The organism is Neobacillus sp. CF12 (assembly GCF_030348765.1).
Taxonomy (GTDB): Bacteria; Bacillota; Bacilli; order Bacillales; family Cytobacillaceae; genus Neobacillus.
The window spans coordinates 4,622,875-4,647,404 of sequence record NZ_JAUCEU010000007.1 but is presented as its reverse complement, the minus strand read 5'-3'; the positions used below and the strand labels follow the sequence as shown (position 1 = coordinate 4,647,404).

The 24,530-nt window shown below is 39.6% G+C and carries 24 protein-coding genes and 2 riboswitches; of the genes, 13 read left to right on the top strand and 11 right to left on the bottom strand.

Going from position 1 to position 24,530, the window contains the following annotated elements:
- Positions 1 to 81 precede the first annotated feature (81 nt).
- Both QUG14_RS22040 and QUG14_RS22035 read left to right on the top strand, forming a co-directional pair.
- A complete protein-coding gene (locus tag QUG14_RS22040; protein ID WP_289342588.1) occupies positions 82 to 678 on the top strand; it encodes a DUF5317 domain-containing protein in 597 nt (198 codons plus the stop codon).
- A gap of 174 nt (positions 679 to 852) precedes the next feature.
- Positions 853 to 2,694 (top strand): bifunctional diguanylate cyclase/phosphohydrolase, encoded by a 1,842-nt coding sequence (locus QUG14_RS22035; RefSeq protein WP_289342587.1) that lies wholly within the window; start codon positions 853 to 855, stop codon positions 2,692 to 2,694.
- A gap of 86 nt (positions 2,695 to 2,780) precedes the next feature.
- Here QUG14_RS22035 and QUG14_RS22030 read toward each other — a convergent pair whose 3' ends face one another.
- Together QUG14_RS22030 and QUG14_RS22025 are read right to left on the bottom strand one after the other, a co-directional pair.
- Entirely contained in the window at positions 2,781 to 2,912 is a 132-nt protein-coding gene (locus tag QUG14_RS22030) for a hypothetical protein (protein ID WP_289342586.1), read from the bottom strand.
- Positions 2,913 to 2,951: 39 nt separating this feature from the next.
- Complete coding sequence (locus tag QUG14_RS22025) at positions 2,952 to 3,629, bottom strand: copper homeostasis protein CutC (RefSeq protein ID WP_289342585.1); 678 nt, start codon at positions 3,627 to 3,629, stop codon at positions 2,952 to 2,954.
- Positions 3,630 to 3,845: 216 nt separating this feature from the next.
- Between QUG14_RS22025 and QUG14_RS22020 the strand changes: the two genes are divergently transcribed.
- Positions 3,846 to 4,898 (top strand): multicopper oxidase domain-containing protein, encoded by a 1,053-nt coding sequence (locus tag QUG14_RS22020; RefSeq protein ID WP_289342584.1) that lies wholly within the window; start codon positions 3,846 to 3,848, stop codon positions 4,896 to 4,898.
- A 500-nt stretch (positions 4,899 to 5,398) separates the two neighbouring features.
- Positions 5,399 to 5,484: riboswitch (cyclic di-GMP riboswitch) on the bottom strand.
- 232 nt (positions 5,485 to 5,716) lie between these two features.
- Positions 5,717 to 6,511, top strand: a complete 795-nt coding sequence (locus tag QUG14_RS22015; protein ID WP_289342583.1) for a D-alanyl-D-alanine carboxypeptidase family protein — start codon at positions 5,717 to 5,719, stop codon at positions 6,509 to 6,511.
- 46 nt (positions 6,512 to 6,557) lie between these two features.
- On the opposite strand, the gene QUG14_RS22010 is transcribed toward QUG14_RS22015, so the two are convergent.
- Both QUG14_RS22010 and QUG14_RS22005 read right to left on the bottom strand, forming a co-directional pair.
- Positions 6,558 to 7,739: a toxic anion resistance protein gene (locus QUG14_RS22010; RefSeq protein ID WP_289342582.1), complete on the bottom strand. Its 1,182-nt coding sequence runs from the start codon at positions 7,737 to 7,739 to the stop codon at positions 6,558 to 6,560.
- The gene (locus QUG14_RS22005; protein ID WP_289342581.1) at positions 7,736 to 8,392 is read right to left on the bottom strand and encodes a 5-bromo-4-chloroindolyl phosphate hydrolysis family protein; all 657 of its coding nucleotides are present in this window, start codon (positions 8,390 to 8,392) and stop codon (positions 7,736 to 7,738) included. The genes QUG14_RS22010 and QUG14_RS22005 overlap by 4 nt, the downstream gene beginning before the upstream one ends.
- Positions 8,393 to 8,817: 425 nt before the next feature.
- On the opposite strand from QUG14_RS22005, the gene QUG14_RS22000 reads away from it, so the two are divergent.
- The 5 genes from QUG14_RS22000 (at position 8,818) to QUG14_RS21980 (ending at position 14,705) form a co-directional block, all read left to right on the top strand.
- Positions 8,818 to 9,306: a hypothetical protein gene (locus QUG14_RS22000; protein ID WP_289342580.1), complete on the top strand. Its 489-nt coding sequence runs from the start codon at positions 8,818 to 8,820 to the stop codon at positions 9,304 to 9,306.
- 222 nt (positions 9,307 to 9,528) lie between these two features.
- Positions 9,529 to 10,341, top strand: a complete 813-nt coding sequence (gene zupT / locus QUG14_RS21995) for a zinc transporter ZupT (RefSeq protein WP_289342579.1) — start codon at positions 9,529 to 9,531, stop codon at positions 10,339 to 10,341.
- A 238-nt stretch (positions 10,342 to 10,579) separates the two neighbouring features.
- On the top strand, positions 10,580 to 11,959 hold the full coding sequence (locus tag QUG14_RS21990; protein ID WP_289342578.1) for a S1C family serine protease: 1,380 nt from the start codon (positions 10,580 to 10,582) through the stop codon (positions 11,957 to 11,959).
- A 579-nt stretch (positions 11,960 to 12,538) separates the two neighbouring features.
- Positions 12,539 to 13,105, top strand: a complete 567-nt coding sequence (locus QUG14_RS21985) for a glycerol-3-phosphate acyltransferase (protein ID WP_289342577.1) — start codon at positions 12,539 to 12,541, stop codon at positions 13,103 to 13,105.
- The gene (locus tag QUG14_RS21980) at positions 13,098 to 14,705 is read left to right on the top strand and encodes an aminotransferase class V-fold PLP-dependent enzyme (protein ID WP_289342576.1); all 1,608 of its coding nucleotides are present in this window, start codon (positions 13,098 to 13,100) and stop codon (positions 14,703 to 14,705) included. The genes QUG14_RS21985 and QUG14_RS21980 overlap by 8 nt, the downstream gene beginning before the upstream one ends.
- A 126-nt stretch (positions 14,706 to 14,831) precedes the next feature.
- Here QUG14_RS21980 and QUG14_RS21975 read toward each other — a convergent pair whose 3' ends face one another.
- The 3 genes from QUG14_RS21975 to QUG14_RS21970 are packed head-to-tail and all read right to left on the bottom strand — an operon-like array spanning position 14,832 to position 16,912.
- Positions 14,832 to 15,863, bottom strand: a complete 1,032-nt coding sequence (locus tag QUG14_RS21975; RefSeq protein WP_353961088.1) for a YifB family Mg chelatase-like AAA ATPase — start codon at positions 15,861 to 15,863, stop codon at positions 14,832 to 14,834.
- Between the two features lie 18 nt (positions 15,864 to 15,881).
- Positions 15,882 to 16,316, bottom strand: coding sequence for a magnesium chelatase domain-containing protein (locus tag QUG14_RS29815; RefSeq protein ID WP_353961087.1), 435 nt, complete (start codon positions 16,314 to 16,316; stop codon positions 15,882 to 15,884).
- The gene (locus QUG14_RS21970) at positions 16,301 to 16,912 is read right to left on the bottom strand and encodes a transposase (RefSeq protein WP_289342575.1); all 612 of its coding nucleotides are present in this window, start codon (positions 16,910 to 16,912) and stop codon (positions 16,301 to 16,303) included. Before QUG14_RS21970 ends, QUG14_RS29815 begins: the two co-directional genes overlap by 16 nt.
- 193 nt (positions 16,913 to 17,105) lie before the next feature.
- Here QUG14_RS21970 and QUG14_RS21965 point away from each other — a divergent pair, with 193 nt between their 5' ends.
- From QUG14_RS21965 to QUG14_RS21955, 3 genes are all read left to right on the top strand, one after another.
- On the top strand, positions 17,106 to 17,249 hold the full coding sequence (locus QUG14_RS21965; protein WP_289342574.1) for a helix-turn-helix domain-containing protein: 144 nt from the start codon (positions 17,106 to 17,108) through the stop codon (positions 17,247 to 17,249).
- A gap of 411 nt (positions 17,250 to 17,660) precedes the next feature.
- On the top strand, positions 17,661 to 18,110 hold the full coding sequence (locus QUG14_RS21960; protein WP_289342572.1) for a DUF6376 family protein: 450 nt from the start codon (positions 17,661 to 17,663) through the stop codon (positions 18,108 to 18,110).
- Positions 18,111 to 18,141: 31 nt separating this feature from the next.
- A complete protein-coding gene (locus QUG14_RS21955) occupies positions 18,142 to 18,426 on the top strand; it encodes a DUF3221 domain-containing protein (RefSeq protein WP_289342571.1) in 285 nt (94 codons plus the stop codon).
- Between the two features lie 39 nt (positions 18,427 to 18,465).
- Here the strand turns inward: QUG14_RS21955 and QUG14_RS21950 are convergent, their stop codons facing one another.
- The 4 genes from QUG14_RS21950 to QUG14_RS21935 are packed head-to-tail and all read right to left on the bottom strand — an operon-like array spanning position 18,466 to position 22,016.
- Entirely contained in the window at positions 18,466 to 19,245 is a 780-nt protein-coding gene (locus QUG14_RS21950) for an energy-coupling factor transporter transmembrane component T family protein (protein ID WP_289342570.1), read from the bottom strand.
- Positions 19,232 to 20,848 (bottom strand): ABC transporter ATP-binding protein, encoded by a 1,617-nt coding sequence (locus QUG14_RS21945; protein WP_289342569.1) that lies wholly within the window; start codon positions 20,846 to 20,848, stop codon positions 19,232 to 19,234. The genes QUG14_RS21950 and QUG14_RS21945 overlap by 14 nt, the downstream gene beginning before the upstream one ends.
- Complete coding sequence (locus QUG14_RS21940; protein ID WP_289342568.1) at positions 20,835 to 21,416, bottom strand: ECF transporter S component; 582 nt, start codon at positions 21,414 to 21,416, stop codon at positions 20,835 to 20,837. Before QUG14_RS21940 ends, QUG14_RS21945 begins: the two co-directional genes overlap by 14 nt.
- A complete protein-coding gene (locus tag QUG14_RS21935) occupies positions 21,417 to 22,016 on the bottom strand; it encodes a YkoF family thiamine/hydroxymethylpyrimidine-binding protein (protein ID WP_289342567.1) in 600 nt (199 codons plus the stop codon).
- 90 nt (positions 22,017 to 22,106) lie between these two features.
- Positions 22,107 to 22,205, bottom strand: a riboswitch (TPP riboswitch).
- Between the two features lie 237 nt (positions 22,206 to 22,442).
- On the opposite strand from QUG14_RS21935, the gene QUG14_RS21930 reads away from it, so the two are divergent.
- A complete protein-coding gene (locus QUG14_RS21930; RefSeq protein WP_289342565.1) occupies positions 22,443 to 24,521 on the top strand; it encodes a molybdopterin oxidoreductase family protein in 2,079 nt (692 codons plus the stop codon).
- The last annotated feature ends 9 nt before the right edge of the window (positions 24,522 to 24,530 follow it).

Sequence of the window (24,530 nt, the reverse complement as noted above, 5' to 3'; positions counted from 1 at the left end):
ATTGTTAATGTGGAAATATTTACCCTTTACTAAATCTTCTTTTTTATTAGATTTATATTCTAGCATAGGCAGGTACAACTAATGGTATTTGACGGCATACTTATTTCGTTCATTGTAGGACTACTCAGAAAAGGTAATTTAAGGGCTTTCTCGCAATTAAATCTTAAGTGGGGTTGGGTATTCCCGCTCTTATTAGTAGTCCAACTAGCTGTTTTTACGTTTCAAAATGATAGTGAATTTTTAGGACAACTGAGTGGGTCTATTTATATCGTTATCTATATCATCGGTTTGATTTTTTTATTTCTAAATCGTAGAAATGCCGGCTTTATCCTCATTTTCATTGGTGTCTTTCTAAACTTTATAGTGATGGTTCTCAATGGTGGTAGGATGCCTGTTTCGGTAGAGGCTGCAGCAGTTTTAGATCCTGGTTACATCCAAGCTTTAAAAGAAAGTTTGTATGCTAAGCATACAATGTTAACGTCTACAACACAGCTTGGCTTCTTGGGTGATGTGATTCCAATAAGTGCCCCATACCCACGAACACAAATCATTAGTATTGGCGATATCATTATGAATATTGGAATCTTCGTTTTTATTCAATACCTAATGGTTAAACACCCTTTAGCAAAAAAAGGCAATGCAACTTTGCTTTCTTTGAAGGGGGGTGAAGAAAGATGAAAAAAGACCAAAAACATGGCCTAAAATTAACTGGTATTTTATACAATGCGATCATTATTGGATCGGTTATTGTTGCTTTAACTTCTGGATTTAGATTAGTATAATCATTAAGAAGTAAATAATGGGGAAAGTGATTCTTCACTTTCTCCAATCTAATTATGAGAGTGATGAATAATGCAGTTTTTAAAGACAACTACTAATAAATATCTTTTTCTCGTATCTGTATTAGGCTTCTTCACTTTTATCGCATTTAATGATCTTCAAATTCATTCAAGTTTTGAATGGGTAATCATTTTTGCACTCGCCGGATCTATTGTACTTTTAAATCATTATCCTATACTCCTTCCCCCAAAGGGCAACTCTCTTTCTATGGACTCTTCAATCTATCTTGCAAGTCTTTTTTTATTTGGACTCGATTTAACTTTGGCGGTATTGTTAATCAATTCGCTTTTATTTGCATTTACACAACGAAAAATTGTCTGGTGGAAACATATTTTTAATTTTTCTAGCTATGTCCTTATGATTGCTATTACTTATTATCTTTACACTTTAACTGGAGGTACCACAGGCGGTATCCATATTAATAACTCGGTTCCTTATTTAATTTCTTTTCTCGTTTACTTTGCTCTGAATGTCATTTTTATCGGGACATTCTTCATACTGGCAGCTACTGAAAGCTTTGAAAGTGTTTTTAGAGAACTTATTAAAGAAGCAATTTCCCCTTATATGAGTACACTCATGCTTTCGTTAGTGCTAGCCATTTTAATGAGTTCAGAAAAGTTATTTGGACTTTTTCTTTTTACCTGTATTGCTTTTTTACTTTCTTTAGCATTTAAGCAGCACTTTCGTCTATTTAAAGAGATTTCTGAAAAAGCAAATAAAGACTTTTTGACTGGCCTTAATAATCATGGGTATTTCAAAGAAATCTTAGAAGAAGAAGTAGCAGTAGCAAAGGAAAACGATAAACCGTTATGTGTAGTCCTTCTTGATATCGATGACTTTAAAAAATACAATGATTTATATGGACATATCGAAGGAGATCATCTTCTCCAGGAATTCGGCTCACTTATTAAAACTAAAGCTGAACCTGAAAATTTCACAGTGGCTCGCTATGGCGGTGAAGAATTTTCCATCATAATGCCTAATACTACTTGTCAGAAAGCTGTTTCTTTTATGAATGAGTTGCGGAAGAAAACAAATGACACCTACTATAAGGGCGTGGAGCGTCTCCCTTATGGCTGCTTATCCTTTTCTGCTGGAATTGCAGAATGCGAAAAAGAAACCTATAACATTTCTGAACTTTTAAATAAGGCAGATCAAGCGATGTACGCTGCAAAAGACCAAGGGAAAAACCTTGTTCACATTTATAATCAGTATTCCGAATATTCAGCCCTGCGGTCCCTTTCCTTAGAAAAGGAATTGGAGGAAGCAGAACAGCAGTTACGGATCTTTCTTTCAAAGGATGTTTATACATACCGGCATAGTAAACGTGTATATCAATATGCGGTTGATTTTTCAAGGCTGCTATCCTTAAGTGACTACGAACGGAAGTCGTTAATTCTTGGAGCATTAATCCATGACATAGGAAAGATTGAGATTCCTCGGGATATCTTAAATAAAAAGGGAAAACTTGAGTCACACGAATGGGAAATGATGAAAAAGCATGTAACTTGGGGAAAGGAAATCATTTCAACCAATAAAAAGTTAGAAGACTTGATTCCATTAGTTGAACTTCATCATGAACGGTATGACGGCAACGGTTATCCGTATGGACTAAAAGGGAAATCAATTCCAAAACTGGCACGAATTCTTTGCATTATCGACTCTTTTGATGCAATGACCACTGAACGCCCATATCAGAAAACAAAAACATTCGGGGAAGCAATGGTAGAACTTAGGACCTGTTCCGGAAAACAGTTTGACCCCCAATTCGTTGAGCCGTTTATTGCCATGATTAAACAGTTGGATGCTACCGGAGAAATACTTGAAGTTGATTCTTTAGTTGTGAATAGGTAAATAGGTGAAAATAAATAGTGACCTCAATCTTAACAAAGGTTGAGGTCTTTTTTCTGTGCTTACTGTCTTATGCGGTGACAGGCACCCTATTTTTCGTTATTGGCTTCTGATTCATTGTTTTCAACAATTTGCTTGATTTCGCCTTCGTCACCTTTGGCATTGATGATTTCGAAGATTTGGTTGAGACCTTCGCTTGTTTGATCTTTTTCTTTTTCCATTGTTGCCTCCATTTGTTAGGTTATTTTTAATATACCCAACTATTTCAATGTATGAACGATTTCTATTGCTTTTTCAAGGGAAACGCTTTTTAAAATACTTTGGTCTTCTCTTATTGCGGTGCCGAAGTGATAGCAATTTGTTCCTACCTGTGTATGTACGTCTCTGACATTATCTTTAGACAGTCCACTGCCAATTAGAATATCTGTTTCTTTACAAACTTCTTTTAATTTCCTGAGGGTATCTAGACGGGTCTGCCAGTCACCATGGCCTCCAGAGGTTAAGATGGTAGTAATCTCTTTATACTGATCCAATTTTTCGGCAGCTTGAACTATATGATTTGAACTGTCAATCGCTCGATGAAAAGTAACTTCCATGGAACCAGTTTCCGCTAATAACTCTTCAAGTTGCCCGAAATCAACATTGCCCTTTTGATCGAGCATTCCCAATACAACTCCATTTGCACCTAAGTTGCGAATGATACGAATATCATTTTTCATAATCGCAATGTCATCTTCTGAATAACAAAAAGATTGAGCATGTGGTCTAACCATAACATTCACGGGAATTGAAACACTATTAACCACTTTTTCGATTAACCCGTAGCTTGGCGTGATGCCGCCCTCCGATAAACCCGATACTAGTTCAATTCTATCTGCACCTGATTTTTCGATTAATTTTGCGTCCTCTACCGTTATTGCAATAAATTCAATTAACATCATCTATTCCTCCTGGTTCTTGGTACTAATTTTCATGCCTTTGATTGATTGAAAATAAGTTAAATGACGTAAATAACGTATAAATATTATTAATTGCTCAACATTTCACAAAGTGTTCACTATTTTCAGAAAAATAAGTGATTCTAATCACTAGGATATTTTTTACAAAAATTACAATGAAAGTGTAATCAAATTACATTAAAGGGGTAGGATCTAATGAAAAAGTTCCTGAAGGTAGCCAGTGTTATTGCCACTTCTATTTTAGTCTTAAGTGCTTGTAATTCCGCCAATATGTCCGTCGACAAACAATCTGCAAAAGTGGCAAAAGCGAATACAGCCTCACAAGTCATTGCACCTCATAAAAATCTCAATCAAAAACCAATTCCACTCAACATAGAACGTGTCGGTGAACACGAAGTTAATATTGATATGACAGCACAAATTACAGATATTGAAATTACCAAGGGCAATACGTACAAAGCATGGACATTTAACGGTGAAGCACCTGGACCAGTCATTGTTGTGAATGAAGGCGACATCATTAACTTTACATTGAAAAACATGGACCCGTCAATCCCGCACAGCATGGACTTTCATGCCGTGCATGCCTCCCCATCTAAAGATTTTATAGATATTATGCCAAATGAATCTGGAAGTTTTACTTACCCAGCCAACAATCCAGGGGTTTTCATGTACCACTGTGGAACAAAACCAGTCTTAGCTCATATTGCAAACGGAATGCACGGAACCATTATAGTAAAGCCTAAGAACGGCTATCCAACTGATGCCGAAGTCGATCGTGAATTCGTCATCGTTCAAAATGAATGGTATAAATACAACGACCTAGAGGATTTTACAAATGGAGTTCCTAGTAATGTGGTCTTTTCAGCAAAAGCTTTAAAAGAAGGCGATCTAAATACAAATGGTACAGTTGGTGCCCTAGTAGACACTCCATTGCTAGCGAAGGTTGGCGACAAAGTTAGAATTTATGTTAATAATGTTGGACCAAACGAAGTCAGCAGCTTTCACGTCGTCGGTACCGTTTTTGATAATGTTTATATCGATGGAAATCCTTTTAACCTCATGAAAGGTTTGCAAACCGTCATGCTGCCAGCAAGCGGTGGGGCAGTTGTTGAATTTACCGTCACAAAAGAAGGCAGTTACCCCATTGTCACACATCAGTTTAACCATGCAACGAAAGGAGCAGTTGGAATCTTAAAAGTAACAAAAGACGGGTTGAATGATAGCAGCGAAACCATGTCACACTAAAACTGACCAAAGCATCGGTAATTCGCCGGTGCTTTTTCAAATGAAACTCGCAAATCTTGAAGTTATCAACAGAATGTGGATAATAACATGATCGTTGCTTAGTTATTCACAATCTTATTTTTCCCTTAAAGTTTCTTCATTAGTTATCCACAATACCTGTAAGTTTATCCACAAAGTTAACAAATTTATTCACATCTGTTAATTAATTACTCACAATTCCCTCTATTATATCCACAATCCATTACACAAAATAAAAAGTCTGAGGATATCCCCAGACTTTTTTCTATATTCTTGTTCCTAATTCAATGGCTTTACTATTATGATACAATGACTTCACCTTTAATTCGCATTTAAGTTCTTCGCATAAGCAATCATTCTGCATCATTTCAATATGACGATACTGAAATAAATGATAATAATACTTACCCCTTAATAATACATTTTTAAACATCACAAATAAAACCTCCTCATTTGATTTACATAAATCGCAGAGGATCGTGTTCGGTAACTGGCTGGCATCGTTAAAAAAACATTAGCCCCTTTAGTTTTGCGTCACCATTTTTCAATAGTTTTGCCGTTTCGTACGATTTATGTGTTTAATAGAACTATATGATACAACGAAATAATAAAAAAGAGTCTTAGGAACTGCTTTGTATCCGCTTCCCATGCTGTATGTAGGTGTATTGTCCTGTTTTTTCAAAAAAATACGTAGTTGGATGTCGAATGATGTAACATAATGTATACTATTGATGTCTAATATGTAGAAATATGTCACTTAAGGTTGTATAAACAATTTATTTAAGTAAGGATGTTTACATATGAAAAAATATTGTTTAGTGATTGGAAGCATAGTCTTAGCGAATACTCTTCTATCTGGCTGTTCCGAAAAAATTCTCAATGCCAAAATCAACCCGGATCAGGAGGTTCAAACACCTCCTAGTGAACCATCACCAGTGACGCCTCCAAAAGAAACAACACCGGAGGAACCACCTGCAAAAGGTAATAATAGTGACAGTATTCAAGTAGTTTCTAAACCGGCTAGCATCCCTGTACTAGTGAATAAACAAAATAAATTGCCTGATAGTTATACACCAAGCGATCTTGTTTATACCGATATTCCTTTTATTTCTAGTGCAACAAAAGAAAAACGCAAAATGCGGCACGTTGCGGCTGCCGCTGTAAACCAATTATTTGCGGATGCTAAAGTACAAGGTATTTCCCTTTTAGGTGTATCTGGTTATCGATCTCATGCAACGCAAACATCCTTGTTTAACTCTTATGTAAGTAGAGATGGCTACGAAAAGGCAATAACATACAGTGCCTTGCCTGGTACGAGTGAACATGAAACAGGGCTTGCGATTGATGTTACTGGAGGAAGTGGAAAGTGTGCCGCAGAAGATTGTTTTGGCGGTACACCTGAAGCATTATGGCTTGATGAGCATGCAGCAGAATATGGGTTTATTATCAGATATCCAAAAGGCAAAGAAAGCATAACGGGATATCAATACGAGCCTTGGCATCTCCGTTATGTTGGGAAAGAAATTGCACTTGAAATCATGAACGCCGGTATTACCCTCGAGGAGTACTTTAACGAAGTGCCGGTTAATAATTAATTTTTGTAAAAAAAGCGTCAAGTCCTATGGGAACTTGACGCTTTTCTTATTTACCTTTGATTTCTAATAGTTTTAGTCGCAAATCATTTTCCATATTTGCTAGTTCTTGTTCGGCCAAGCGGCGTTTGTGGCGACCTTCTTCTTGAATGCGCATCGTTTCTTCAAGTGTCGTGATTAAATTTTCCTGTGTCTTCTTAAGTGTTTCGATATCAACGAGTCCCCGCTCATTTTCTTTCGCAGTTTCAATGGTATTGGTTTTTAGCATTTCTGCATTTTTTAATAGCAGTTCATTTGTGGTCTGTGAGACCTTTTTCTGTGCTTCGACTGCGTGTCGCTGACGAATAAGGGTTAATGCAATCGCTACTTGATTTTTCCAAAGCGGAATGGCCGTCATGATAGACGATTGTATTTTTTCGACAAGCGCTTGGTTCGTGTTTTGAATCAGGCGGATTTGCGGAGCGCTCTGAATCGTAATTTCACGACTTAACTTTAAATCGTATAAACGTTTGTCCAAGCGGTCTGCAAACTGAATCATATCGTTTACTTCTTGGAACTTCATTTGATCATTCGTTGTCTCGGCTGCTCTTTTCATTTCTGGAATTGTTTTTTGGTGTAACTCTTCCAGCTTAATTTCACCTGCCGCAATATAAACATTTAAAGCATGGAAATATTCCTTATTTGTTTCATAAAGCTGTTCCAATAATTTAATATCCGATAACAGCACATTCTTGCTGCGGTCTAGTTTGACACTAATCCGGTCTATTTGGGCGCCTGTCTTTTGATATTTAGACAAGACCTCTTGAAGAGAGTTCGAGATTTTTCCGAACATACGTCCGAAAAAGGATGGCTTCCCATCCTTGAGTTCATCCGGATTGACCTCGTCCAGTCTCTTCATTAAGTCACTGATAATTTCACCAACCTCGCCGATGTCCTTTTTCTGTACATGCTCGAGCATCGTGTGCGAAAAACTTAAAAGCTTCCCTTGTGCTTGTGTACCATAGGTAATCATTGCCTGGTGATTTCTCGGGTCAATTTGTTCAGCAAGCTGATAGGCTTTTGCACGGTTTTCTTCTGGGATAACATCAATCAGCTTTGTGGGTTTTGCCTCTTGAAACTGTGGTGATGGCTGCGCTTGCGGTGCAACTTGGTTATCACCAAACGGATTAGCTAGAATATCATCTAATAAATTACCCGTTTTATTCACCTGTGGTGAGTTTTGTTCACTCATTTTAGCCTCCTGCTTTCGTCTATGATTTTTGTATCATTTAGTTTTTTAATGGAATGCTTGGCAACATCAATTTCAAAATTCAAGGAATCTACATCATCAGAAACGACATAGTAGAGATCCTGTTCTAAAGCCTTCGTTAGGTCTGTTAATGTTTGACGGGTTTCATATAAAGAAACGTCTATTTCATGACTCTTCTTGGGCTGCTGTGATAAAAAGCGGTACTTCTCTGTAAGTTCCACCACGGAATCTAAATGGGAAAAATAAAATTTCTCAGCTTTATAGAAACGCTTCGGTTCTGTTTTGGTCATGCTGTGGATTTTCCTCGTAATGCGGAGCACATCAAGTCTCTGCTTTAATGTAGGAAGATCACGAATTGAAAATAATGATTTGTTTAGACGATTAATTTTTTGTTTGGCCTCATCTAAATTCTTTTTTATATAACGATATTCTTTTCTGGTGAGTTGATGTTTTTTTAAGAAACGAGATGTCATGACTGCGGAAGTAACATTGTAAACGATGCCCCCGCCTGCCAAAGAAATGCCGGAAGAAATCCAAAAAGTTAAATCAAATGCAAAATAGCTTAAAAACCAAATGATTGTTGCGGATGGAACAGTCACTAAACCTTGAACAAGAAACGATAAAAAACGATTCATCCTAATCGACTCCTGACTAAAAAATCCTTTATATACATACGAATGAACAAAAAAAATGTTTCACTAATCGAAAAAATACCTAAAAGGTAAGCATCTCCCATTACTTCAACAATACACCATAATAATCCTGCTTTCCATAGACCACAAGCGTAAACAATTCTAAGACCTAAGACGTATTTTTGAGTATTTGGTGACATTTCATATTGTGGCATTTCAAACTTCACATGGTGACATTTCACATGGTGACATTTCACATGGTGACAGGCACCGCCCGTGGACACTTTCCACCTCAGGTGGACAGTTTGTCTCTTCTGTCCTGGCTGATTTGTGTTTTATAGGCTTTAGTCCAAGAGGAATACCCAGATATACATAGGATATGAAGGAAACACCATAAAATTAGTAGATAGAGGAGTGTATGAATAAAAATGTATCAACCATATGGAATGCCCGTTGATTTACGATTTGGACATCAGGGAGGTCAGCATGGTGGTGGTCACCATGGCGGCGGTCACCATGGTGGCGTTCATCATGGCGGTGGTCATCACGGCGGCGGTCATCATGGCGGCGGTCACCATGGCGGCGGTCACCACGGCGGTGGTCACCATGGCGGTGGTCATCATGGCGGTGGTCATCATGGCGGTGGTCATCATGGCGGCGGATTTAATTTAGGTAATGTTGGTGCTGGATTACTTGGACTTGGATTAGGTTATTTAGGTTCAAGTCTTGGTGGTGGTTATGGACCTGGATACGGATACGGTGGCTATGGTGGCTATGGTGGCTATGGTGGCTATGGTCCAGGATATGGAACTGGATATCCTGGTGGTTATCCTGGGTACGGACCTGGATATGGTATGTACGGCCCAGGATATGGAACTGGATACGGCGGTTATGGAGGCGGCTTCGGCCCTCGGTAATAATAATGATAATAATAATAATAATAAAGAATAATGAAAGCGTGAGAGTCCTTAAGCAACATTCTTGGACTACCACGCTTTTTAATTTTTTATAATATTTTTACTGTTTTTTTGTTTCATTAGGTGTAAAATGTTTCTCAAAGGAAACATTTCTGTATTCGCGCATATATAATACTATTCTAAACCTTCAAAATAAAATTTTAAATAAAGGGAGAAGAGACTATGACGGAGAATCTGCTTTTAGCGTTTGGGCTGACCTTATTTGCAGGCCTAGCAACAGGCATAGGAAGTCTGCTCGCATTTTTTACATCACATACCAATACTAAATTTCTTTCTGTAACCCTGGGATTTTCTGCTGGTGTGATGATTTATGTATCGATGGTGGAGATTTTTGTAAAAGCAAAGATAGCCCTCGTGGATTCGTTGGGTGTTGTTCCAGGGAACTGGTTAACGGTTGGAGGATTTTTTGGTGGTATGCTTTTGATTGCTGCGATTGACAAATTTATTCCCAAGCAATCAAATCCGCATGAACTAAAAACAGTCGAGGACATGAACCAACCTACAATTAATGATGGCAAGAATCCGGACCTTTTAAAAATGGGAACTTTTACGGCACTAGCTATTGGTATTCACAACTTTCCAGAAGGAATTGCTACCTTCACCTCTGCTTTACAAGACCCTGCACTTGGTATTGCCATCGCTGTTGCGATTGCGATCCATAACATCCCAGAGGGCATTGCTGTTTCTGTACCTGTTTATTTTGCGACTGGCGATAAGAAAAAGGCTTTCAAACTATCATTCTTATCAGGATTATCTGAACCAATTGGTGCCCTTGTCGCCTACCTATTCTTAATGCCATTCTTGAATGATGTTATGTTTGGAATTATCTTTGCAGCAGTAGCCGGAATCATGGTGTTTATCTCGCTTGATGAATTATTGCCTGCGGCAAAAAGATATGATGAAACCCACCTATCAATCTATGGCCTAATCGCCGGTATGGCAGTCATGGCACTCAGCCTATTACTCTTCATCTAATCGCGATCGCGAAATTTAAATTATTGACAGAAAGCCAGCAAATTGCTGGCTTTTTTGGTGCATTTAGTCTCGTAAATGTCCGTCTGAGGGGTGGGAGTGTCCACCCTAGGTGGACACTGTCCACGAGCGGTGACAGGCACCACCAGAATTTATTTTTTTGTACAAAGTTTCAAGGGTTAATTATGGGCATATATTAGATGGAAATTTCCAAAATTCATGGAAGAGGGTGAATTTATTGATGAAAAGGGCCCTTTTTACAATTCCGCTTAGTTTGATACTTATCGGAGTAATTGTTGCTTCTTTTGTTCTAATGGGTATTAAACCAAGCTCTTCGAATATTTCTCAAGCCCAAAAGCTTGCGGAATACACGAAGCCAGCAGTTGTTCGGATACTGGGCTACTCTGTTGTCCAATGGCAGTTTAACAATCCAAATGACCCTGAAGTGGAGGCCATACTTAGTCAATTAAACTACCAGTCTGTTGTAGGGGGCTCTGGTTCTGGGGCAATCATTAGCTCTGATGGGTATATTGTTACGAATGCTCATGTAGTAGAAGCCGCTCAGATGGAAGACGAAGATATTGCCAATGCTGCATTTGATCAACTTGTTACGATAATGGCTGATTATTTTCAAGTAGATTATGAGACGGCGTATGAATATATGCTGACTTATACGCAATATACCGGGATACAAAAAGTCATTAAAGTCATTTTACCAGGTGGAGAAACGCTTGATGGTGAAGTGAAAAGCTATGGTGCACCAGTCAATGAAGGTAAAGATGTGGCGGTACTTAAGATTGAAGGGAAAAACCTTCCCACATTAAAGCTTGGAAATTCTGACAACATCCAAAACCAGGATAATATTTGGGTAAGCGGCTATCCAGCTGCTGCTGATTCAGATTTGTTATCACCAGATTCCTCTCTTGTATCTTCAATGAATGCTGGTCAAATTTCTGCTACGGATAAGAAGACGGAGCAAGGAAGTCCGGTTATTCAGATTAATGCAGCCGCTACGCATGGTAATAGTGGTGGACCGGTAATCAATGAAAAAGGTGAAATCATTGGCCTCCTAACTTTTAGAGGCGATACCGTAAATGGCCAGGAAGTTCAAGGATTTAACTTTTCCGTCCCTGTTAATACCGTAAAGGAATTTACAAATCAAGCAGGAGCAAAGAATACATCAAGCAGCACAGATAAACTTTATATGGAAGGGCTGGAACTGTATTGGGGCGGATATTATAAAAACGCTCTTGAGAAATTCGAAGCTGTTCAGAGACTCTATCCAAACCACTCCGAAATTAAGAAGTTCATCACAAATTCCGAACAACGAACTGGTGACAGTAAAACTTTATGGTCGGATTATAAAACCATCTTCTATATCGTTGATGGTGTTGCAGCCTTATTGATTATTCTGCTCTTAGTATTCACGTTTGCCATTAAACCGAAAAACCGACCTGCACCTGCAGCAGCGGCAGTTCCTCAGGCACCGCCTGCACCGCCGCCAACGCCAGAAAATACCATCCCTGACTTAAACAATGATGGCAAAATAGACGTCCAAGATATCATACTTGCGCTCCAAGAACAGCAAAAGAAACAACAGAAAAAAGACGAAAACGAATAAAAAGACGACTGCATAAAAGGATGTATAAATAGATGTATAAATGAAGGAAAATGAATAAATGGTGACAGGCACCATTTATTCATTTTCCTATTTTAATTATTGTGCAAAATATGGTTTAAACGTATAAAAAGTAGTAGGGGTTAATATCTATTTATAAATGTTAATTTTAAGGAGGAATGTCTTCTGAGAGCGATTTTACGTTTGATTGGTTTCCTCATTTTTATCTTTGGTGTGTATTTGATTTTTACGGAGCAAGTTTTTTTTGGCTTTTTATCCATTATATTAGCGTTTTTAATTTTTCCTAACCGTAGTAATAGTAAAGGCCGCCACTATCACTACGACAATGACTATAACAGTGATCACTCCTACAGTTCTGATAGCAGTTCAGGAGGCGGAGACTCAGGCGGTGGCAGCAGCGACTAAAGAAACATCCTCATCTGGAGGATGTTTTAATTTTACGTGATGGGGAGTATTGACTTTTTCACAAAGTATATGTGAATAATCCAGGAAACATATTATAATGGTAATAAATTCATTTTTTCCCATGCATGGCCCAGAACTCACAAAGGTTGTGTTCAAATGATTTGGTGGTATTTTATCTTATCCTATTTTATTGGAAGTATTATGTTTGGTTTTCTGATTACAAGGATCTTCTATCGTGAAGATATTCGGGTTCAAGGAAGTGGAAATGTCGGTGCAAGAAATGCCGGCCGCCTTCATGGTAAAACTGCCTTTGTGTTGATTTTTCTCGGGGACGCACTAAAAGGAGTCCTTGTTATTTTAGCTGCCCGTTACTTGCAATTCTCTGAAACTATTCAACTATTAGGAATTGCCCTGGCTATTTTGGGTCATATAAAGCCCGTTACCCTTAAATTTAAAGGAGGAAAGGGGATTTCTACCTTCATTGGTGGAATCATTACCTTTGAGCCACTTCTGGTTCCAGTAATTATCCTCGGATTTTGCATTCTTTACCCTTTTATTAAAAGCTTTACATTAGCGGGGTTAGGGACATTTCTATTTATCCCAGTGGTCCTCTTTTTAAAAAATAATGATTGGCTAAGTTGCCTGATAGCATTAGGTATTATCTCTATACTTTATGCAGCACATGCAGAAAATCTCAAGGAAAGGTTGAAACCTAATGAGTAAGCACGAGTTCTTTTTCAAAATTGCTACCACAACAGATGAATTTGAACAAATTCATCGCTTAAACTATCAAACCTTTTCAGAGGAAATTCCACAACATGAAAAAAATGAGGAACAAAAACTAGTGGACCCCTTCCATGCTGAAAATACATATATTATATGTGTGAAAGAAAATGAGGTTATCGGTATGACTGCGATCCGTGATAACCGCCCATTTTCACTCGATCGAAAAATAGGACCAGTAGAACAATCACTCTCTTTTCCTGTCATCTCACCATGTGAAGTGAGACTATTATCTGTCAAAAAGGAATATCGAAATGGACGAGTTTTTTTAGGACTTGCGCAGTTTCTTATTAAATATTGCTTAAAAAAAGGATATGATATAGCATTCATATCTGGTACAGTACGCCAATTAAAACTATATGGTCAGTTAGGATTTCAACCTTTTGCTCAATTAACTGGGACAGATGAGGCACGTTTTCAGCCTATGTATTTGACTAAAAAGACCTTTGACGAATCGATAGCGGGCAGAATTCTCCCGGCTGCCATACCATTTTTACCAGGTCCTGTTCAAATTTCTGATAAAGTCATGGCTGCCTTAGGCAAGACCCCTATTTCTCATCGGTCTGACCAATATAAAGAAAAAATAGAGAAAGCTAAGGGGATTCTAGCCCAATTGGTGAATTGTAAATATGTTCATATTTTCCTAGGGTCTGGAACACTCGCCAACGATGTCATTGCGGGCCAACTTTCCTTGGAAAAAGGTCAGGGGCTTATTTTAGCCAATGGTGAATTTGGCAGCCGCTTAGTGGAACAGGCTAATAGATTCGGGCTTAAATTCAATGTACTTCAGAAGGAATGGGGACAGGCTTTCACACGTGCTGAAATTGTCTCTAAATTGTCCAATGAAACGAGTTGGATTTGGGCTGTTCACAGTGAAACCTCATCCGGAATGCTCAATGATCTTGAAATGTTGAAGGAGATTTCGAAGGAACATCAAATTAAACTCTGTCTTGATTGTATTAGTTCTCTAGGGGCAATAGCAGTAGATTTAGATGGAGTATTTTTGGCAACTGGTGTTAGTGGCAAAGCCATTCGTGCTCTCACAGGGCTTTCGTTTGTTTTCCACCACCACGAGGTACAGCCGTCCCTAACACTTCCAAAATATCTTGATTTAGGAACTTATGTGGCAAAGGAAAGCATTCCCTTTTCCCAGTCATCCAATCTATTAGAAGCTCTTCTAACAGCATTAGAGGATATTAATTCAGAGACCTTTGCAAAAGTGGTGGAAACACACTCTTTCTTAAAAAATCAACTCGAACATTTTGGCTTTACCATCATCAGTGATGAGAATAGTTCACCGATTATACTCACGATTGAAATACCTAGTTCCATATCTTCAGCAGTAATTGGAGAGATACTTTACAATCACGGTTATCAACTACACTATGAAAGCGACTATCTCCAGAGAAGAAACTGGATTCAAATTGCCTGCATCGACCAGTATGCAACAGTTGACCTAGAAAAAATGGCCAACCTCTTAAACAGAGTAATAACCTATGAACAAAAAGCCAGTCAACACGCACTTGTAAACGGTCAATAAAACCTGAAAAAGTCACTTCCAGGCGTTTCTGGAAGTGACTTTTTCTATTTTGAGGGTCTGACTGAGGGGTATAAATGTCCGCCTGAGGTGGACACTGTCCACGGGCGGTGCCTGTCACCCATTTTTTCAATGTAGATTTATAGCTTCGCAGATACTAGCATCAGTTATAGTATGATCTCCTTCTAGGTCGGAAATGGTTCGTGCTAGGCGAATCACTTTTATTTGGGTCCGGTTGCTCCAGTTTTTTTTAGCTGCATGTTGTTGAATGGTTCTTTGCTGTTCCGGTGTTAACGGGCTTTTTTTTTGCAGTTCATCATAGCTGACTCTACTATTGCAGAGTTCTTTTCCATACCGCTCATATTGCCTATCTCTGGCAGCCTCGACTCTGCTTTGGGCTATACTCGATGTAATCTCTACCTTTTTAGGGCTGCTTTCTAGATCAACAGTTTTTATTCTAAGATGAATATCAAATCTGTCACGAAGAGGACCGGAAATTTTATTTTGATAAGAGAGGGTCTGCCTTGGTGTGCATGTACAATAATGCGTATTGGAACCAGCATACCCGCATGGACATGGATTCATGGCAGCGATTAAGACAAAGGACGCAGGATAGGTAAGTGTTGCATGCGTACGACTGATGGTGATTTTGCCATTTTCAAATGGCTGTCGCAGCATATCAAGTGTCTTTTTCGGAAATTCTGCAACTTCATCCAAGAATAAGACACCACGATGTGCTAAGGAGATCTCACCAGGATTTGGATAAGTCCCACCGCCAATGATTGAAATTCCTGATGCAGAATGATGCGGATTTCGAAATGGAGGAGTTTTTGCAATAGGATAGTTGCTCCCGCATAATTGGTGTAGAGCGATTGTTTCGAGTTGGCCTTCCTTTGATAATGGGGGCATAATGGATGGAAAGCTTTCTGCCAGCATACTCTTCCCGCACCCTGGCGGTCCAGTCATCAATACATGATGTCCACCAGCAGCAGCCACTTCTAATGCTCTTTTCGTTTCACTGTGGCCGATTATCTGATTAAAGTCTATAAAGTTATTCGTATGAACATCAATACCTTCTGCTTTTGGAGTGAAATTGGACCTTTCCTTGCCTTCTAAGTTCCCAATCACCTCTTTTAATGAGGAGATATAGATAATTTCCAACTCTTCGAAATCTAGGGCTTAAAGATTTTCATCATAGGGCATATAAAGCCTATTAATACCTATCCTTTTTGCTGCTAAAACAGCAGGGAGCATCCCTCCAACTGGGACAATTCCCCCGTCCAAGGATAGCACACCTATGAATCCAGTGTTTTCCGGTATCGATACGATCAACTCATTTAGGCTTAATAGCACACCAATCGCCATAGGGAGATCAAACATTGGCCCACTTTTCTTTTGTTCAGAGGGTGAAAGGTTAATAATAATTTTTTGCCCATTTACTGTATATCCTAATGACCTCAATGCTGCAAAAATTCGTTCTTTGGACTCTTTTACTGCAGCATCAGGAAGACCCACAATTCGTATAGAATCATTGCCAACAAACGTTTTCACTTCAACATTTAAACGATATCCTTCCATCCCTTTTAATCCAATACTCGTTACTTTTGCACACATGGATTTACCTCTTTTCTAGGAATCATCAACAATTTACCATTGTCTAGTAAAAATAGATCCATTAGTGGTGTTTTTATATATTCCTCATAATGCTTGGAGGCCGGGAAGGGAAAATAGGAAAGTAGATGTTTGGTGTCAACAAGTTGGGTTACTTCCCCATTCACATAAGCGTTGTAACTGCTCCATGGGTAATCCGCTAACTCATCGACTAGTCCTGCTTTAAGTGGATTGAGATGGATATACTTGCTGACATCGAATTCATAATCAAGGGAATCTAGTAATTCGGCACCATAGCGTTTCTCAAACACATGACCTGTATAGTCATACTTTTTATTAAAATATTTTGCGTATTTTGTGTTGAGGGTGCTCATGATTATGGTTGGAGAAGTGTCTGAGGTTTCGATTTGGAGGTGAGTGTGATTGGTCATTAAACAGTACGCATGAAGCGTAAAAGAGTAGCGTTCCATTGTTTCATTTAATAGACTGAGATACTTCATTCGGTCCTCATCTTCATAAAAAAGCGTAGATTTCCGATTACCTCTACTCGTAATATGATATTTTGCACCTTGAAACCAAGCACGGCGTTTTCGACCCATGGTGGTCACCCCTATTTTAATGGATTTTGATTGATGAAAAATTGGTGAGTTGAAAAGTGGAGAGAACATATTACAATAAATTATACCATTCGACAACATCCTCCAAAATTCCCCCTCAGTAAACAGAAGAAAGGTCATTTATTTCTAATTAAATGAAATTAATTATATAATTAATTTCAAAGGAGACAAATAGATGTATTTAGGGAAATTAGAACATGGCAAAGTAATACGCAGATTAAGAATGGAAAGAAACCTTACAATTGAAGAAGTTGCTGAACTTACTGGTAAAGATCCCAAATTTATCCGCGAACTGGAAGACGAGATTACCCAGATATAGAAATTGGAATCATTTATTGTCTTGCTCAGGTATTTAAAATGCAACTTCACGAGTTATATATAGAAATTGAAAAGGATAATATAGATTATTTTAATAGGAGGTCGACATATCATCGTAATAAATATAAATTAACAAAGCAAAGAGAAAAACAAAGAAAATTCGTTCTACAGAAGAAAATATCACATAACTTCAAAAATAAACATACAAAACAGCCATTGAAAAAGAAAACTAACACCATTGAAAATGGACCAACAGCCTCAATACTGAAACTCTGTAAAAGATATGACTTAGTACCTAAGTAAAACACTGCTCTCAAGTCCAACTGTCCACTCCACACGGACAAAACGACTCATTTGTCCACGAGTGGTGACAGGCACCATTAAAAATCGCCCATTAAAAGGAGGTACTAATTTGAAAAAATTATTGATTGTTTTATCCGCCAGTATGTTATTGCTGCTTGGAGGTTGTTCTTTCCTGAATGATGCCCAGGACACGATATCTTATGTTAATGAAGCAACGGATTATTTGGCGACTGCCACTGATTTTGCTAATGATGCTCCTGCTCTTGCGCAACAGGCGATTGGGGACATTCAGGCTGCTGAGGACCTTCAAACCCTGCTTCAAGAAATGCAGCAAACTGCCGAGGCTTTCAGTGAAATCCAAGCGCCGGATATCGCAGCTGACCTTCACCAGCAAATCGTTGAACAAAACAGTGTCATTGTAGCTGAAATTGAAACATATTTGAACAATTTCAAAGATGGCCTGCTCGACCCCGCTATACTTGAAAATACTGAACTGTTTCAGTCTGTTCAAGACATAACCAGCATTATTGACCAGATAAAGCAACTTGGTGGTGAATAGTTCGACTCCAAACCGCGGGAGGTAGAGCAAGATGAAAAAACTCCTAATCTTTACGCTAATTTTAACTTTCATCACCCTAACAGGCTGCAACATAAAAGGTGAATATGATATTAAAGGAACAGTTATCGAGGTAGACAAAGCAGGAAGTATTTTAGTAGAGGATGAGAAATTAGGTCTAATCTGGCTCTCGCTTCCTGAAGCTACCGACCTCACAACCCTTGAAAAAGGTCAAAAAGTTACTGTTTGGACTGACGGGAAAATTAGAGAATCCTATCCATTACAAGGTACTGCTTTAGATATTGAAGTTATAAAATAGCAAGAAATGGGGTGTCCCTTATGACACCCCATTTTTGTATTAAAGCTCACCATTATAAAATTGTAAGTATCCCAGTTTCCAAGAAATGCTGACGCTGATCAGGACGGCACCAATCATGAGAATGAAAAAGAACCAATCCATACGCGACACAGGAATCTCTCGAAAAAAAATCCGATTTTTTTCTCCAGTGAATCCTTTTGATTCCATCGCGAGTGCTGTCCGCTCGGCTTTGCGAATTGCTCCAGCAAGAAGTGGAATCACGTACCGTTTCAACTGCTTTACTTTTTCAGGTATCGTTCGTGCCCGTGCTACTCCTCTTATTCGATGCGCACTTTGCAGGGTCTGAAACTCCTCCTTGATTAACGGCAAGAAACGATATCCCGCCATGATTCCGTAAGCAAGCTTTGGCGGCAGCTTACATTGCTGCATTAAGCTTAGGAGAAAGTCTGTTGGCTTTGTCGTTAGCGTAAACATAATCGATAACGTAGCAAAGCTTAATACCCTTAACCCCAGCGAAACGCCTCTTTGAAATCCTTCTGCTGTCATTGTCAAAAATCCCCACTGCCAAAGGACGGAATCCCCTGCTTGCAGCCGCGGAAACAACATCGTTGACCAAACATAAATGAACGCGATAAATAAAAACGGAGCAAATAACAGCAGCCATTTTTTAAAAGAAACGCGTCCGAATATAAATGTCACCATTACCGACCAAAGGATGGTCACAAGCGGTGTAATCGGATCAAAAAACAGCGATAAAATTAGGATAGAAATGACGACCGCAAATGCTTTTATACTCGGATTCACCTCATGTAGTAACATGAACCTCTCTCCTAACCATTTCATTTTGCAACTGTTTCCTAAAAGGCAATTTTAGCCTTGCCCGGTCCACTATATCTAGATGGTCCCACAAGCTATCAGGCGTCCCTGAATAAATTAACTCTCCCCCATCTAACACATGAACACTATCGGCATATTGATCAACAAGCTCCATATCATGGGTAATCATAAGAACTGCACCATTCTTTTCATCTAGAACAGTCATGATTTCAGTGGCAGTGTTGGCATCCTGACCAAATGTCGGTTCATCAAGTATCAGTAGGTCCTGTTCATGAACGAGCATAGTTGCAACACTCAACCGCCGCTTCTGCCCTTGGCTAAGGGAAAAAGGGTGGGAGCCCATATGGTTTTTCAGCCCCATTTTTTCAAGAATAGCGGTTACCGACGGTCGATTCTCCAACCCAAAGGCAATTTCCTCATATACACTATCCGTGATAAATTGGTGTTCAGGATTTTGAAATACGTAGCCGAGAGCCTTGTATAAATCCTTCTCCTTCCACTTAGAAAGCGAAATGCCGAGAAATTGAATTTCACCTTGAGTTAGTGGAATCAGACCTGCCAAGCATTTGGATAGTGTTGTTTTTCCCGAACCGTTGGCACCCACCAGTGCTACTAGTTCTCCCCTATGAATACTAAGATTTATATTTTTTAGGTACCCACGAGCATTAAGACCTATGACTTCGAGAATTGAATCCCTTTTGGTAATGGCTTTGGTTTCTTTATTAAAAAAAGCAGTTGAATCCTTTAGCCCTGACAGTAATTCATGATGATGAATCGGAAGTCTCTCCCCTTTATACAGCCCAGCATTTCTAGCCGACAGCCCAGCCTCTACAACTTTTGGCAGCCAAATGCCTTCCTTTTGTAAATACGGAGCAAACTCACCAAAACATTGCACAGGAGGACCATCGAAAAGGATACTTCCACTAGAATCTAGAACCAGACAGCGGTCAATCAACTCCACCCAATCATCAAGCTTGTGTTCAATGACAATCAGCGTAAACGGGCGGTCATTCTTTAAACGAGCGATCGTTTCTACCAGGTCTGAACTTGATAGCGGGTCGAGGTTTGCTGTCGGCTCATCTAGAATAATGACCTCCGGCTCAAGCGACAATACACAGGCAAGCGCCAGTTTCTGTTTTTGTCCTCCAGATAATGTATGGATGGTAGTCTTTTTCAACTGTTGCAAGCCCACCCATTCTAGTGCTCTATCAATCTTCGCTTCCATTTCATCCCGTGGTACATGAAAATTCTCCAAGCCAAACGCAACTTCTTCCTCTACCGTCAGCATGCAGAATTGGCTTTCTGGGTCTTGAAAAACGATCCCTATTTTTTGATTAAGTTCACCCGATTTATAGTCCTCCAGGTTTTTACCGTCAAAAGCAATACTTCCCTTTAAAACTCCATCCACTGCTTCTGGATATAACTTGTTCAGACAGAAAGCGAGTGTACTTTTTCCCGATCCGCTTGGTCCCAAAAGTAGAACAGATTGATTTTTTTCAATCGAAAAGGTTAGGTTCGTGAAAATTTCGCTATCCTCATAGCTGAATCCAAGCCCCTCAGTTTTAATCTGTTCAGACGGTAACATTGCGTTTGTGTTCCTTTCCTAATGGAAAACTGTTTAAGGCTCCTGTTTTTGCAAGGCCTTCACTTAAATACTTACCAAGTAAACCAGCGAGCAATGCTCCGCTCACAAGGCGGACAAAGAACATCGCAGTCACATAACCTGGCGACAGAGCGGCAAATCCTGAGACATAAAAGCCCCAAGCAAAGCTAAATACGGATGAACCCATTCCTGCTGCCATCAATACCCAAGTCGAATAATTCTTCCATCTTGTTGCGGCAAAGACAGCTTCCGCACCTAAACCTTGAATCATACCGGAGATGATCAATTGCGGTCCTACCGCATTTCCGAGCATAACCTCCACCGTCGCAGCGACTGTTTCTGAGAGAAAAGCAGCTCCTGGCTTGCGGATAATATAAGCAGCAATAATCGAAACAATAAACCAAATTCCGAAGATAATATCATAGCCAATCAAACCAAATAGTCCGAACAGAACATTCCCAAGTTGGAGAAATAACAGATAGACGACAGCAAAAACAACTGCTAGTACGGATAAAACAATAACCTCACGGAGCTTCCATTTTGCGAGCATTTATTTATCCCCCTTTTTTGAAGGGCTGTTCGCAGACATCGCAACCGTCATAACGATATGAGTAGAATCGCTATCGTGCGCGCCTTGGAAAGCATCCTCTAACGTTTTAAAAACCTTATTTGCATCACCATCAAGCCTTGACGCATAGTGAACACCTTTTGTAAAAGTACCCTGCTCTTGAGCAAGTTTACACTGGTCCACAATTACATTCATATAGGTTGGAATACCCATTGGGTATAGCGCAAATTGAACAGCAACCTCTTGCTGGATCTGCAGCGATTTTTCCTCATTTAGTCGATCCGAGTTTTCTGAAAGATAAACATCACCGGCAGAATCTCCCGGACAGCCATTTGAAAATGTTGCTTGGAGCACGACATGATCACCGTTTTTGGATGACTCTAGGAAAATTGCTTTGACAACGTCAAAAACATGCTCCGATCTTCCTCTAACACATGTGCTTACATCGTCCGATTCCATCCAAACCTTTGAAGTATCCACTTCTTCTAAAGCTGATAGAATAATCTCTACAAACCGATCAGACATCGGATAAATCGAAAAACGCGCCCCTGTTATTTCACTCGTTCCACAAAAATTTGACATTTTGCAATCCCCCATTTAATTTATTAGGCAACAAAAAAAACTGCATCCCATGGGAATGCAGTCGAATACTATCAACGTCGAGTTCAACGATAATCTTCTCCTGCACTTCCCCACGCTAGTATTATCTAGATCGGGTCATAAGGGTCGGACAAACGTCCTCTCAGCCAAAAAGCTCCCCTAGTGCAAAAACCGTATGCAATTTTTAGTGTTGTCTTAATAGTAGGATAAATTTTCTAGATTGTAAAGGGGTTTGTTATTGTCGGACAATGTTATTTATACTTGCTGAACCCTCTTTGCTGTCATATGATTATAAAAAAAAACATTGATGTATAAACGGTGCCTGTCACCGCTCGTGGACAAAAACACCTTTTTGTCCGTGTCCAGTGGACAGTTGTGAAAAAAGGTTGATATGAAGGGAGTTTTGGCATGAGGTCGAATGGTGTTTTTAAGTCTGTTTGCCCGCTTGATTGTCCAGATCAGTGTGGATTGCTTTTACATAAAGAAGATGGAAAAGTGGTTAAAGTGGAAGGTGATCCGGAGCATCCAGTGACGAAGGGAAATATTTGCAATAAAGTCCGGAATATGGCGGAACGGATTAATGATGAAAACCGCTTAAAATACCCTATGAAACGCGTTGGAGCTAAGGGTGAAGGAAAATTCGAACGTATCAGCTGGGACGAAGCCATCGAGACGATAACTTCAAAATGGAAAACACTTATTCAAACAGAAGGTCCAGAAAGTATCCTGCCTTATAGTTTTTACGGAAACATGGGCTTGTTGAATGCAGAGGGTATGGACCGCCGTTTCTTCCACCGCATGGGAGCATCACAGCTTGAGCGAAGTATTTGTAACTCTGCTGGTTCTGCTGGGTACAGATATACCATGGGTGGCAGCTATGGAATCGATCCAGAAGATACGATACATTCCAAATTGATTATTTTTTGGGGTATTAACACGGTGAGTACCAATATGCACCAAGTAGCATTGGCACAAAAAGCGCGTAAACAAAACGGTGCCAAAATTGTGGTTATTGACGTTCATAAAAATCAAACTGGGAGATTAGCAGATTGGTTTATTCCGATATTACCAGGGACAGATAGTGCACTTGCACTTGGAATTATGCATATTTTATTTGCTGAGAACATGGTAGACGGCGGCTTCCTGCAACAATATACAGTTGGCTTTGAAGAACTGCGTGAGCATGTTATTCAATACGCCCCCTCTACTGTTTCCAATATAACCGGGGTTCCGGTTGATGATATTTATAAACTTGCCAGAATGTATGGAAATACCTCACCATCTTTTATTCGAATCGGAAACGGACCGCAACACCATGACAACGGCGGTATGTTCGTCCGGACTATTTCCTGTTTACCTGCCTTAACTGGTCAATGGATTATCAAAGGCGGCGGTGCCATAAAAGGCAATTCAGGGTATCTTACAGTTGACACCACAAAACTACAACGGCCAAGATTATTGAAAAATAAACAGACAAGAGTAGTTAACATGAACAGGTTAGGCGAGGCTTTGCTTTCGTTAGAACCACCTGTAAAATCGTTGTATGTTTACAGCTGTAATCCTGCGGTCGTTGCTCCAGAAGGGCAGAAGGTTCGGAAAGGTCTTGAGCGTGAGGATTTATTCGTTGTCGTTCACGATTTATTTTTGACTGAAACAGCAAAATACGCTGATATCGTCTTACCTGCTACATCATCCTTTGAGAATACAGATCTTTACACATCTTATTGGCATCATTATCTTCAAATTCAACAGCCAGTTATCGAGCCATATGAAGAGTCAAAATCCAATGTCTCCGTTTTCCGCTTACTGGCAAAAGGAATGGGATATGAAGACTCTGCATTTGAGGAGACAGAAGCTGAAATGATTGCCGAAGCACTAGCGGTACGTGGAAATCCCTGCTTGGATGGAATTGATTATAAAAATTTGGTAGAGAAGCATTATGTAAAAGCAAAGGTAAAACCATTGTTCCCAGGTAAGCTGCGGACACCAAGCGGGAAAATTGAATTGTATTCCAAGCGGATGGAAGCGAATGGATATCCACCATTGCCAACGTATATACCAATCGTAAAGGATGGAGACCATCCTTATCACTTTATTCCGGCACCAAATCATAATTTTTTAAACTCCACTTTTTCAAATAACCAAAAGCACATTACCCTGGAAAAAGAACCTCGGTTGCACATGAACATAGAGGATGCTGCAGTTGCTGGTATTGAGGACGGGGAATATGTGCGTGTCTGGAATCAACGCGGGGAATGTCAGCTAAAAGTCGCTGTCGGCGAAAACGTCCTCCCAGGAGTAGTCGTCACCCAAGGACTCTGGGCAGACTTAGAAGGAACTAAGCAACTCGTAAACACACTAACACCAGACAGAATCGCCGACATGGGCGGCGGAGCAACCTTCTTCTCGGGCAGGGTTAGCGTAGAAAAATTGGTGACAGGCACCACTCGTGGACACTTTCCACCGAGGGTGGACACTTCATCGTAGATAAATATA

Excerpts from the sequence above, each read along its gene's own strand:
- QUG14_RS22040 (WP_289342588.1), top strand. The coding sequence starts at position 82 with ATGGTATTTGACGGCATACTTATTTCGTTCATTGTAGGACTACTCAGA.
- QUG14_RS22035 (WP_289342587.1), top strand. The coding sequence starts at position 853 with ATGCAGTTTTTAAAGACAACTACTAATAAATATCTTTTTCTCGTATCT.
- QUG14_RS22030 (WP_289342586.1), bottom strand. The coding sequence starts at position 2,912 with ATGGAAAAAGAAAAAGATCAAACAAGCGAAGGTCTCAACCAAATCTTC.
- QUG14_RS22025 (WP_289342585.1), bottom strand. The coding sequence starts at position 3,629 with ATGTTAATTGAATTTATTGCAATAACGGTAGAGGACGCAAAATTAATC.
- QUG14_RS22020 (WP_289342584.1), top strand. The coding sequence starts at position 3,846 with ATGAAAAAGTTCCTGAAGGTAGCCAGTGTTATTGCCACTTCTATTTTA.
- QUG14_RS22015 (WP_289342583.1), top strand. The coding sequence starts at position 5,717 with ATGAAAAAATATTGTTTAGTGATTGGAAGCATAGTCTTAGCGAATACT.
- QUG14_RS22010 (WP_289342582.1), bottom strand. The coding sequence starts at position 7,739 with ATGAGTGAACAAAACTCACCACAGGTGAATAAAACGGGTAATTTATTA.
- QUG14_RS22005 (WP_289342581.1), bottom strand. The coding sequence starts at position 8,392 with ATGAATCGTTTTTTATCGTTTCTTGTTCAAGGTTTAGTGACTGTTCCA.
- QUG14_RS22000 (WP_289342580.1), top strand. The coding sequence starts at position 8,818 with ATGTATCAACCATATGGAATGCCCGTTGATTTACGATTTGGACATCAG.
- zupT (WP_289342579.1), top strand. The coding sequence starts at position 9,529 with ATGACGGAGAATCTGCTTTTAGCGTTTGGGCTGACCTTATTTGCAGGC.
- QUG14_RS21990 (WP_289342578.1), top strand. The coding sequence starts at position 10,580 with ATGAAAAGGGCCCTTTTTACAATTCCGCTTAGTTTGATACTTATCGGA.
- QUG14_RS21985 (WP_289342577.1), top strand. The coding sequence starts at position 12,539 with ATGATTTGGTGGTATTTTATCTTATCCTATTTTATTGGAAGTATTATG.
- QUG14_RS21980 (WP_289342576.1), top strand. The coding sequence starts at position 13,098 with ATGAGTAAGCACGAGTTCTTTTTCAAAATTGCTACCACAACAGATGAA.
- QUG14_RS29815 (WP_353961087.1), bottom strand. The coding sequence starts at position 16,316 with ATGTGTGCAAAAGTAACGAGTATTGGATTAAAAGGGATGGAAGGATAT.
- QUG14_RS21970 (WP_289342575.1), bottom strand. The coding sequence starts at position 16,912 with ATGGGTCGAAAACGCCGTGCTTGGTTTCAAGGTGCAAAATATCATATT.
- QUG14_RS21965 (WP_289342574.1), top strand. The coding sequence starts at position 17,106 with ATGTATTTAGGGAAATTAGAACATGGCAAAGTAATACGCAGATTAAGA.
- QUG14_RS21955 (WP_289342571.1), top strand. The coding sequence starts at position 18,142 with ATGAAAAAACTCCTAATCTTTACGCTAATTTTAACTTTCATCACCCTA.
- QUG14_RS21950 (WP_289342570.1), bottom strand. The coding sequence starts at position 19,245 with ATGTTACTACATGAGGTGAATCCGAGTATAAAAGCATTTGCGGTCGTC.
- QUG14_RS21945 (WP_289342569.1), bottom strand. The coding sequence starts at position 20,848 with ATGTTACCGTCTGAACAGATTAAAACTGAGGGGCTTGGATTCAGCTAT.
- QUG14_RS21940 (WP_289342568.1), bottom strand. The coding sequence starts at position 21,416 with ATGCTCGCAAAATGGAAGCTCCGTGAGGTTATTGTTTTATCCGTACTA.
- QUG14_RS21935 (WP_289342567.1), bottom strand. The coding sequence starts at position 22,016 with ATGTCAAATTTTTGTGGAACGAGTGAAATAACAGGGGCGCGTTTTTCG.
- QUG14_RS21930 (WP_289342565.1), top strand. The coding sequence starts at position 22,443 with ATGAGGTCGAATGGTGTTTTTAAGTCTGTTTGCCCGCTTGATTGTCCA.